Source organism: Streptomyces sp. NPDC088194 (genome assembly GCF_040702025.1).
GTDB lineage: Bacteria > Actinomycetota > Actinomycetes > Streptomycetales > Streptomycetaceae > Actinacidiphila.
Genome location: NZ_JBFBIV010000040.1, coordinates 1 through 10,529, shown reverse-complemented (window position 1 = coordinate 10,529; position 10,529 = coordinate 1). Strand labels below are relative to the sequence as shown.

Here is a 10,529-nt window from a genome sequence, read left to right as displayed (position 1 = left end):
GGAGTTGGTGTGGCGCAAGGGTAGGTGCCGTTACCGACAAGAGGGGGTCAGGTGTTCCAGAACCCCTGCATCTGGTCGAAGGGAGGCATGACCCGAATCCGGTCCCGGGCCGCGCTGGGAGAGCGTCCCTGGGCGACGAGTGCTCTGAAGACCTGTTCTGCCACCTCCACAGCCTCAGGGGGAGCCGTAGAGGCTCCTCCGAACGGAACCGGGTCGTCCTCGGAATCCGTCTCGTGGAGGGCGCGAAGTGCTGTGACGGGTACCGTCTCTTCCAGCAGGCGGATCAGCGCGCGAGTCTCCGGTGCCGTGTCCCGACCGTGCTGGAGCAGCTCCCGTACAAGTGGGTGACTCCGGTTGATCCTGCAGATGACCTGTCCGTGCTCTCGCCTGACGGTCCAGGCGTAGAGGAGCGGATCACCATGCGTCCGGGCCGAGACCCGCCCGCGGTGCCGGAGGACCTCTGCGGCGCGGGCACGCGTCTTCGTGCCGATCCGGCGCAGGTGCCGACGCAGCGCCACGGGAGGCACGACGCTGGCCTTACGGACATCCACCCCCCAGTCCGCATCTGTCTCGGCTGAGATGTCGATCGCGATTCGCGCCAGGTTGTACCTCTCCTCCCGTCGCATGCCCGTAAGCCCCAACCAGTCCCCAGCGAGGATCAGCCGGTTCCGACGGTAGACGTAGAAGCCCTGCTGCCCCAGCCATCCTGCCGGGCCTGCGGCCCGGGCGTAGTTGTCCTCGGACAGGCGTTGTGCATTGGGCAGTACGAATGCCTCCACCCTGACCAGGCCGTCGGCCAGCGGGAGGCTCTCGACGGGTAGGCGCTGCACGGACGGATGCGCGCGCATGAACGGGTCCCAGGGTTCGACCGGGTTTCCTGAGACTCGGATGATGCGCCGACCCGATCCAACGAGGAACCGGGCGAACACCATGCCCAAGTGGGATTCGGTACGAGCTGCGTCGTCGTAGAACTGCTGCTGCATCCGCTCGTCATCCGCACCGACGCCCTCGGAGTGGAATCCCCTGAGGCGGCGCCAGAGCACAACTGTGCCACTGTCCTCGCCGTCACGAAGACGCTCGAGGAGGGTGGCGGTCTCCGGATCGGTGCCTCGGCGCAGGAGCCACTTGCCAGAGGCCTCGACGACTTCGAGGTCCCACGTCCGGACGCTCCACTCACCGCCGGCAGAGCTGGCCACAGTGAGTTGCCGGGCCTGTGAGAACGAGGCGGACTTGAGACCGACGCCGAACCTGCCGAGGTCGGTACTCGTCCGTACGGTCCCCGGGCCCCGAGCCGCCACCGTCATGGCTGTCACGAGCTGGTCGTTGGTCATCCCGTCGCCGTCGTCGACCACGGCGACCCACGAGTCGACTCCGGCCCAGGTGAACTCCACGTCGATGTGTCGCGCCCCGGCCGAAATGCTGTTGTCCACGAGGTCCGCGACAGCTGCCTCGAGCGAATAACCGAGCGAACTCAACGACGCGACCATGCCCGCCGGATCCGGCGCGGCGACTTCGTAGTCCTCTTGCTTCACACTCATGTTCGGTGCTGTGTCCCCGTTGGCTGACGGTTGCGATGGGCGGCCGTCCGGGATATCAGAGGACTGCGACGGGCACGGCTCTCGGCCGGTCCCCCTCCATGCCACATCACCTTGAATGCGGATGCCCCACCCCGGAGCAATGATAGGTGCAGAGCGCGCATAGGTGTCCGTATCTGGAACAACGGTGCCGGGGCCGTGATCAGGGCGTCCGACCGTCGTCCAGGGCTACCGGAACCGGGGGCGCCATCGACCCACGGTCACTCCGAGAACGTCCAGATGCACCTGACGGTGCGCTACGGGGAAAGACCTTCTGGTGACCTCGTAGTGCACACCCTGCGTCGGCAGGTCGGGTCTCACCAGCGCTCCCACCAGGGTGCTGAGATCGGGTGGCGGCCCCAGGGCCTGTACGTACCGAAGCGACGTGGCGTGCATCTCCGGCGCCGGGAGGGGACGAAGGCAGAGCTGTTGTGGGGTACCGACGCACCAGGTCCAGTCGATGGCCTCGAACGACGGCCACCCTTCCGGCAGTTGAGCTGTCGCTGCGCCCGCCCGGAGTTCTGCCCTCAGCCGGTCCAGTTGACGAGCCGCGGAGGAGACCCAGTTCTCCACCTTCAAGGCCTCGGGTAGCGAGATCGCCTCGATCGGCCACTTGATCTCCAGGCACAGACCGACACGTCTGGCAGGGTCTACGACGACCACGTCGAGGTCACCGGCAGACCGGCCGTCGGCTCTGGTCGCGGGAACACGCTCGGCCACCATGGCGCCAGGGGTGGTGCGTAGCCATTCGGTCCATGCGGTGGCACGGTCACCTTGCTCACGTCCGATACGACCGAACTGCCGTGAGTCGTGGGCAGCGGACCGAAGCATGAAGGGGTCCACCGCCCTGGGTGTTACCAAGGGTGGACAGATGATCACAGTCTCGCCGTGCCGTACGAGGGGGGACGTCCTGCACGAACGACCGATGCTGTAGGTGAGCCTCTCCACTGCGAGCGCCAGATGGGTTTCGGGAACAGTCGGGCACATCTCCGTTAGGACGACCATGAGCTGCGAGAGCTGCATGTGTGCCAGGGTCGTCTCCAGCCTCGACAGCCTGTGGGCTGTCTGCTCGCACAGCGAGGCGATCCCCATGATCACGGACAGCACCGCGGTCATGTCGCCGGCGGTCATCCCCTCACCGAGTGGGAAGGTGTCGGGCACCTGTCCCTCGGGCACCGCCTTCCGGTACGCCTCGATGGTCTCCGAGGCACGGTCGACGGCAGCCCGCAGTACCTCTGGTGGTGGGCCCGTCCTTGAGCTGCCGGACCTTGTTGCGATCCACCGGCGTTCTGTCTCGGACAGCTTCGGTAGCTGTGAGGGAACCGCGGCTGCGGCAAGGAGCGCGTCGGCGACCTCGACTGAGGCGTCCCAGCTGTGACGCACACGGAAACCACCCCCTGTCGGACGTACCTGGTAGGCACCGGTGCGTATGCCGGTCTCCAGGAGGTCAAGGTGGTGGGCAGCGGCGGCCAGGGCCGTGACCTCCGTGGCGTGGACCTCCGAGCACGGACCCTTGCCAACCGGGAACTCATGGTGCCAGACGACGAGTTGGGCAAGGACACTTTCCCAGGTCAGATCGGACGTCACCCCTGCGGTGATCTCCATAGCGCGCAGCCTGGTCGCCGTGCGGAGCAGATCGTAGATCCGCTCGGGCCCCGACCCCCATGCCGGGTGCGCGCGAACGCGGGCGCGCTCGTCAGAGACTGCGCCCAGAAGATCCAGTTCGGGCTTCACGAGGACTCCTATCCGTCCGCGGACGACGGGAGGCGGGGGAGGGCACCGTGCCGATGCCCTCCCCCACAGTTGGTTCACAGCGACGGATCCCAGTACCCGATCCTGGAACCGTCCGGGGAACCGAACAGGTGCCAACGGGAGAGGTTCCGGTTCCAGGACTGGCAGGCGGTCTCGGGTAGCTGGAGACACCCGTGGTCCGCACCCTCGTTCGTGATCATGCAGTTCGGGTCGTACAGGCACGCGTCGTTGTCGACCGCACGGCTGACCACAGCGTCTAGGTTCTGCTCGAGTACCGTCCGCATGGCGCCGAGGCTGAAATCGCTGCCACCGTTGGGGTAGATGGCGAATGCCAGGTCATACGGAAAGAGGTACTCGGACAGGCTCGTCTCGCTGTAGCCGCTGTCGACCGCCAGGGCACGAAGCAGCTGGTGCGACAGGGAGTGAAGCAGGCCGAACAGTTCGTGGACGGGAAGATCCGGGTGTCCCGGTTCCGGCCGGGTCTCGTGCGACAGGGCCTGCCCGTCACTGGGGCCCAGCTGGTGCACCAGCCACTTGGTGACGCCCCCGGCATCATCCAGGCTGCTGCGGCTCACCAGCTCGTTGCGGACCAACCACTGGCTCACCCGTTCCCGGTCCACTGGGAAGAGGAGGGCCTCCGCCTCGGTGGGGTGGGCATAGAGGAGGGTCTTCTCGGGGGCGCCCCGTGCCACGCGTCCTCGGTAGGGCACCAGGTCCGCCTCCTCGGGACTGAATCCGGTCCGGCTGTATCCGATCGCGAGGTAGGTGATCGGGAGGTCACTGATCAGGCAGGACTCCTGGCCGAGGCCGGCAGCTGCGAGCACGCCGGGATAGCGCTCGTACAGGGCCCGGCGTTCGGGGTTGCGTGCCTCCCTCTGGAGTCGCGGTACACCCAGGCGCTCCAGGTTCAGGACTCGGCGATAGGTGTGGAGCTCTGCTGCGAGGCCCCGTGCGTCGTCGCTCTCGGTGTCCAGTCCGAGGGCTTTGCCCACGTTGTCCCGCAGATGCTCGACCTCGACCGGCATGAAGCGTGCACGGAGCGCGCGTGCCTGTTCGTCCAGGCCGGCCTCCTCCATCACACGGATGCTCTCGACGACCTCGTCGGGAACGTCCACGGTGTGTCCGTCGGTGAGCCGCCGGAACTCGTCCTCGGTGATCTCGCCAAGCCACCAACCGAGCACCGCAGCCGTGTACAAGGGGTTGCCCTGTCGGGTGGCCTCCTCTGTCGTGGTCACATTGACGAGAGTGAGGCCCTGCCCGACGTGAGCCGTCCCCGCGGTGTGGAGCAGGGGATGCATGAACTTGTCCGGGTAACCACACGCGGAGTTGCTGCAACTCCACTGGACAGGCAGGGGAAAGCCGCAGGTCATGCACTCCCAGCGGAAGTCGCGGAATCGGCTTGCCCGGTCGTCCAGCCTGAACCGGGTGTGCCCCCTGGGGCACTTGCTCGGTGGGTACATAGGCGACATCTCGCCGCACTTATGTGCGAAGACGAACTGCAGCTGCCGGTTTCCGGTTGCGTTGCTGCAGACGGGGCATGCCGGCGGCCAGTCGTCCGTCCCGGGTCGCGGGTCACTGGCTGTCCAGACGTGTCCGCAGCCGCCGCTGGAACAGCGCACCACCCGAGGCCAGATGCGACAGAAGACCTTGCCCGGGACCACGACCTCGTAGTGGCGATCGGCAAGCCGGTCCTCGTCCCCGGGGAACTCCGGTGCCCGGTCGGCCCCGGCGGAGAACCCACGGCCAGCGGCCCGCCACCTGCGCACGAACCGCATTGCTTCCCGGACCAGGTGCTCGCGGTCGAGCGAGGGACCGTCGAACTCCTCGTCACGCCCGAACTGCACCACCTGGGCCGTGTAGCCACCGCGGTGGTCGAAGGTCTGACCGGGGCGGTACCGGTAGAGAACCTGACCCCGGGCGCGGGCCATGTCGTCGTTCCTCGGATTGAACGCCATCACGACCTCCTGCTGTCGGACACGATGTGGAACGGGATGCCCTCGGAGACGTCGCGGAGGCTTGTCATGGGCCGGTACTCGAGGCCCAGGTAGTCGCCCGTCGCGCGGTATCCCCGGTTGTTCCCACCCGCGAGACCGGCGGAGGCGCCTGCCGAACGGAGGCTCGCGAGGGCGTGTTCCACCATCTCCTCGAGATCGGTGCGCAGTTCCTGCGCCTCTGGGCGCTCTGACTGGAAGACCGAGTGCAGCGCCTGCAACAGGTCGGTCAGCTGGACGCCTTCCAGACCTCCGCCGGAGGGGCCACGAAGGGCGGCCTGCATCTTCGAGAGGTCGTGCAGGTGGCTCGGGGCGTTACCCGCCCGCCACCAGTCACGGTTCGCGATCTGGAGAAGCTGTCCCATCAGTATCCCCGGCAGGGTCTTGCGTACCGCGAACCTGCTCCAGCGGTTGATGGCCACCGGCTCGACCATGCGGTCCAGGTACTCGTGGAACTTGCCGTGGTAGCGGTAGTGCGACCGGTCCCTTTCCCGCACAGGGTTGAAGAGCATGAAGACCAGGCCGTGATAGGCGCGGCCCACCCTCGACGACGCCTGGATGTACTCCGCCATGGACCTGGGCATGCCGTTGAACAGCATGAGGTTCAACCGGTCCACGTCGACTCCGTGGCTGACCATGCTCGTGGCGACGACCATGCCCGTGCTGCCGTTGGTGCTGCCCAGGTCGTCCAGGACGCCGCGCACCTCGTCCAAGCGCGTTTCACCCTTGAGCTCGGCCACCTTGAGATCGGGAAAGCCCTCCCTGCGCAGGGTCTCGTTGACCTGGGTGTCCAGGGAACGGCGGATGCGCCCGAAGTCGACGAGCGTGGTGGCGTACGTGAGGCTCGTGCGGTAGAGGTCGACAACCGCGCGGAGTTCGTCCTCCGGCCAGCTCGCGAGCGCGAGAGGAAGGTCCTGACGGCTGTCGAGCTTCCACAGCGCACGGTGGGCGGACGTCAGGATCCTGACCAGCGTCATCTCCGCTGTGCCGCGCGTCGGCATGACCCCGACGAAGCGACGAAGCGGAAGGTCCCGGTCGAGCCGCCAGTAGAAGCTCTCTTCGAGGTTGGGTCCGGGGAGGGGAACCACTACCGACCTGAGACCGAAGAGGTGCTCGCTCTGGCGGTCCTCGCCTCGGATGGTGGCGGTGGTGGCGACCACCTTCATCCGGACACCCCGGCCGTCGCCACGCTCTCGGGACGACAGAGTACGCTGTACCTCGGCTAGGAGGCCCTCGTAGTGACCGGAGAAGGCTCCGAGCTCCTCGTTGACCATGTGGAGCTCGTCGATGATCTCCAGCGACGGGGAGGGGTCGTAGAGAGGCTCCCCCAGGGGTTCGAGTGGGATCTTCGGATGACCCGGCGCATGACGCTCGTGGCACTTTCCGCCCCGACCGAAACCGTGGGGACGGCACCAGCAGTCCACGTCGCCGAAGAGGGCGCCGAACTTGTCCGACAGACCGATGTTGGCGAGCTTGTCCAGGGTTCCGACCACGACGGTGGGCAGATACCGGTAGATCTCGGTGTCGACTACGAGGATCGGCAGGACCTTCCCGCACGCATCGTTGCCGCAGACGTGTTGGAGCCTGAGCCGCTGCGGGTCGGGTGCAGGGATGCGTACCGACCGTTCGCCGCAATAAGGACAGTCATGGACAAGGCGGTACGCGTGTCGTTCCTCCTCGCTTGAGCGGAGGCGGTCGATCATCCTGTCCGAGGTCAACGAGTTGGGGGTGTTGCCACCACCGGCGTAGAAGCCGATGAAGAAGGGCCACCCGGGGCCGCCGCCCACCTCGGTGAGCACGGCCGCGTTCTCGCGGCGGACGGTTTCTGCGGCGGCGACCATGTCGAGCTGCCGCTGGGTCTGTTGCAGGGTCAGCAGCCGAAGAGGGAAGCGGCACCATGCCGAGACGCCTACCGTTTTTCCCCGCGCTCGGTCGTAGAACATGCAGACCAGCACCAAGCCGAGGTACGCCTCCGTCTTGCCGCCTCCAGTGGGATACCAGATGACGGTTGCAGCCTCAGTGGGATCCACATCGTGTTCGTCACCCCAGAGGCCGGGCGTGAAGGCGTCCTTAGGGTGCTCTCGCCAGGCCAGGGCGCCGAGTTGACTGACGATGGCGACGAGCTGGAACAGCCTCCACCCGCGGCTCGGCCGCTTCCGTCTTTTGTTGAGCTCCACCATGGACTTGTTGGCCAGCTGGAAGGCCGTAAGGAGGCGCCTATCTCTCCGCAACCACCCGACACCGTCGCGGAAGCGTGCGATCTCCATAGCCGCAGCCCGCCGATCGGTCTCCTTGCGCTGGGCGAGTTCGGGTCGTTCCTGGAGACCCGCAGTGCTCCAGGCAGGAGTCGCCAGATACGCCTCCATCTCTTCGGCGAGCTCGTCGAGGACGGGAAGAGGGTCGGCGGCAAGCGTCGCGTAGCTCCAGCGCTCGTCTGTTCTGGCAACGGCACGATGCGTGTCGTGCTGCGGGACAGGCACGCTTCGTACGGCTACGAGCCGACCCTCGTGCCACCGTGGCTCGACACCGCAGTTGTTCGCGTAGGCCCCGAGCTCCCCGGAATAGCGGTACGCATCGGCGCCGAGATCCATCACGATGGGTAGGAGGTGGTCACCCTCGACTTCCAGACCTGCGCGGAACAGGGCGTTGTCCCTGGACTCGTCGCGACGCGTGCGGCCGGCATTGCTGCCCCGCCCCTGAACCGTGACGACGGGGTCGGTGGCGAGGTTCTGCAGCGTGGCGGTCACGCGAAGCCGTCCCGGTGCAACGGGCCTGGACGTGACGACGACGTGTGCGGCGGGGGAAGGGACGACGGGTTCCCCGCCTACCTCCCGGCCCAGCCAGCGCTCGAAGGCCACGTCGTCTGCCATCGCGGCGGGCGGGACCAACCGCTCCCGGCGGTCGTTTCCGACACGTCGGTCGATCCGCGGGTCCCGCAGGGCCTCCTTCGCGGCCTCTTCGAAGGCATGCCGGAACTCACCTTCCAGGACCTTACGCAGGTCTGCCTCGTGACCGAGAACGACGTCCACGGGCCCGACCTTCACGGCGAGCCGTTTGAACAGCGGCGCCAGCCGATACGGTTCCTCCCGCTCACCGGCCCAATCCAGTTGTTGCGATCGAGTGGGAAGCGCTGCGTAGTAGAAAGATGCCTTCGCCTTGACGGTGATGGAGCTGGCGTTCTCGGCCTCGAACTCGAACCCGAGACTGTCCGGTGTCGTACGGCCGTACCTCGGAGCGCTGCCACCTGGTTCGACAGTGTGCGGGCCGAGGCTCTCCATGAAATACCGAGCACTCGGAGGCTCACCCAAACAGACGTCTCCCTGGGCCTCGCCCGTCGCATCGGAGACAACGGCGTCGACGAGGTGGTCAACGAGAGCGGTCTGCTGCGCCACGCTCGGCGCGAATGAGGACCTGGTCATGGCGCCTCCCCGTCGAACCCGACACGCTCTCCCAGGAGCGGGGTTACGGAGACGAGGCGCCCGCTCTCGCAAGTTATGCGTGGCGAGAGCCCAGACAGCTCAGAAGTGTGTGTCGGTCCGGCTGGGCATACCAGACCGACCCGGGGGGCAAGTGTGCCCACAGGATCTCCAAGGTCCGCGAGTCAGAAGCCGCCATGGCACGGCGCCATGACCGGAGGTCTTCTGCTTCTTCGAACTCCAGCAGCATCGGGTATGGGCACCTGAACTCGCAAACCAGTAGCGGCAGTCGATCAAATCTGGCTTGATCGGGGCCTTCTGGTGATCAATTCGATCACTGGTCGGAACGTATGTTGATCACGTGGATGGTGAACGGTAAGAGGTCCACGCTGTGGCATCCGGAAGCGGTGATCAGAGAGCCTGCTGAGGTCCGGCTTGGCGAGGATGGGTCAGTCGAGATCCCGCTCGGAGTCCTCACCGAGGGCGGCTTGAACCCTGGGATGCTGCTCGTGGCATACAGCGACGGCGACGGTCGGGTGGTGCTGCGTCAGCAGGAGAATGCGATCCGGGATCTGCTCGAGCGCGGAGTCCTTTGAACGCGATGGTTTGCGGGCCGCAGTCCGGACGGTTGCTGTGAGGTCGGGGCGAGGGCCGCCAAGACCTCGACCGTTCGCTGATGTAGCGCTAGACGGTGGCGAGCCCCGGCGTCGAACCCAGCGGCGAGCTGGGTCAGAGCGCCATCACCGTTTACACGACCGGAAACACGGCCTTCTCCTACGATGCCTACTGAACGAGGGGGTCCGCGCAGTCCTCGATGCCGCAGCGCGTCCGGCAGGGACCCGTACCTGCATCAATCTCCGAGCGAGGCCCGCACCGAGGCAGGTGGGAGGGGGACAACATGCTGAGCCTTGCAGCACTGACCGGATGCGCTGAGCGCCATCTGGGCCACTACATCGACATCGGAGGGCCGCGGGCCTTCAACACCTACGATCGTCAGGGCAACCCCGACCGGCTAGAGCCGGTTGACTGCCTCGCGCCGGCACTGCTCAGCGTCCCCATCTCCTACGGTCAAGTCGTCCCCTTGTTCCAGCCGGATGGCGCTGGTGCGTCGCTCTTGGAAGCCATGCAGGCGGTCCTCGGCGACCGCAGATGCGTTACCGCCGACTTCCTCGACGTCCGGCTGGACGACCGCGAAGGCCCCTGGCATCTCGTCGACCGGGCGCTCGCCTTGAGCGGCAACGTCAAAGGGATCAAGGCGGTGGCGGTGACCAAGATTCTCCACCGGAAGCGGCCTCACCTCGTGCCCATCTTTGACAGTAGTGTGTACCGCTTCTACACAGGCGAGGTCCCGCCTGTCGGTGCCTGCCGGGACACGCCACGCACGCTGTGGCCGCTTTACCAGAGTGATCTTCGCGCCCACCGTCGGTGGTTGACCGAACTGGCGTCGCACACGGTGACCCCGGACGGCAGACCGCTCAGTCTGCTACGCGCGGCCGACATCGTCATCTGGGAGCACGAGGTCACCGGCTGCGAGGCCGCAGGCGTAGTGCCAGCATGAAGAAGTCGTCCGGGCGACGGGATGGCCTGGGACTCGGAGGGGGAGCGTGACAGGTCGCTTGAGAAGTGACTGTCCAGCTTCTATAAACCGCCAATTGCTGACCATGGCGCGAGGTCCACGGCTGACGCGTCCGCACGGATGTCCTAGTGTTCTGAGTCGGGAGTTCTGTTCATAACGGTAGGCTGTGTCTGTGGTGCGGACGGGTCGGCCGAAGGCCGAGTTGGTGTTGTCGGATGAT

At 66.4% G+C, this 10,529-nt stretch carries 6 protein-coding genes; 2 read left to right on the top strand and 4 right to left on the bottom strand.

Annotated features, from left to right (window positions below; translation table 11 throughout):
- Window positions 1–47: 47 nt before the first annotated feature.
- From AB0399_RS22340 to AB0399_RS22325, 4 genes are all read right to left on the bottom strand, one after another.
- Complete coding sequence (locus AB0399_RS22340; RefSeq protein ID WP_366412517.1) at window positions 48–1,538, bottom strand: ATP-binding protein; 1,491 nt, start codon at window positions 1,536–1,538, stop codon at window positions 48–50.
- Between the two features lie 225 nt (window positions 1,539–1,763).
- A complete protein-coding gene (locus AB0399_RS22335; protein WP_366412516.1) occupies window positions 1,764–3,308 on the bottom strand; it encodes a hypothetical protein in 1,545 nt (514 codons plus the stop codon).
- A 74-nt stretch (window positions 3,309–3,382) separates the two neighbouring features.
- Window positions 3,383–5,281 (bottom strand): hypothetical protein, encoded by a 1,899-nt coding sequence (locus AB0399_RS22330; RefSeq protein WP_366412515.1) that lies wholly within the window; start codon window positions 5,279–5,281, stop codon window positions 3,383–3,385.
- The gene (locus AB0399_RS22325; RefSeq protein ID WP_366412514.1) at window positions 5,281–8,736 is read right to left on the bottom strand and encodes a helicase-related protein; all 3,456 of its coding nucleotides are present in this window, start codon (window positions 8,734–8,736) and stop codon (window positions 5,281–5,283) included. The genes AB0399_RS22330 and AB0399_RS22325 overlap by 1 nt, the downstream gene beginning before the upstream one ends.
- 362 nt (window positions 8,737–9,098) lie before the next feature.
- Between AB0399_RS22325 and AB0399_RS22320 the strand changes: the two genes are divergently transcribed.
- Entirely contained in the window at window positions 9,099–9,329 is a 231-nt protein-coding gene (locus tag AB0399_RS22320) for a hypothetical protein (RefSeq protein WP_366412513.1), read from the top strand.
- 302 nt (window positions 9,330–9,631) lie between these two features.
- The gene (locus AB0399_RS22315) at window positions 9,632–10,291 is read left to right on the top strand and encodes a DUF6308 family protein (protein WP_366412512.1); all 660 of its coding nucleotides are present in this window, start codon (window positions 9,632–9,634) and stop codon (window positions 10,289–10,291) included.
- Window positions 10,292–10,529 lie beyond the last annotated feature (238 nt).

Excerpts from the sequence above, each read along its gene's own strand:
- AB0399_RS22340 (WP_366412517.1), bottom strand. The coding sequence starts at position 1,538 with ATGAGTGTGAAGCAAGAGGACTACGAAGTCGCCGCGCCGGATCCGGCG.
- AB0399_RS22325 (WP_366412514.1), bottom strand. The coding sequence starts at position 8,736 with ATGACCAGGTCCTCATTCGCGCCGAGCGTGGCGCAGCAGACCGCTCTC.
- AB0399_RS22315 (WP_366412512.1), top strand. The coding sequence starts at position 9,632 with ATGCTGAGCCTTGCAGCACTGACCGGATGCGCTGAGCGCCATCTGGGC.
- AB0399_RS22320 (WP_366412513.1), top strand. The coding sequence starts at position 9,099 with ATGGTGAACGGTAAGAGGTCCACGCTGTGGCATCCGGAAGCGGTGATC.
- AB0399_RS22330 (WP_366412515.1), bottom strand. The coding sequence starts at position 5,281 with ATGGCGTTCAATCCGAGGAACGACGACATGGCCCGCGCCCGGGGTCAG.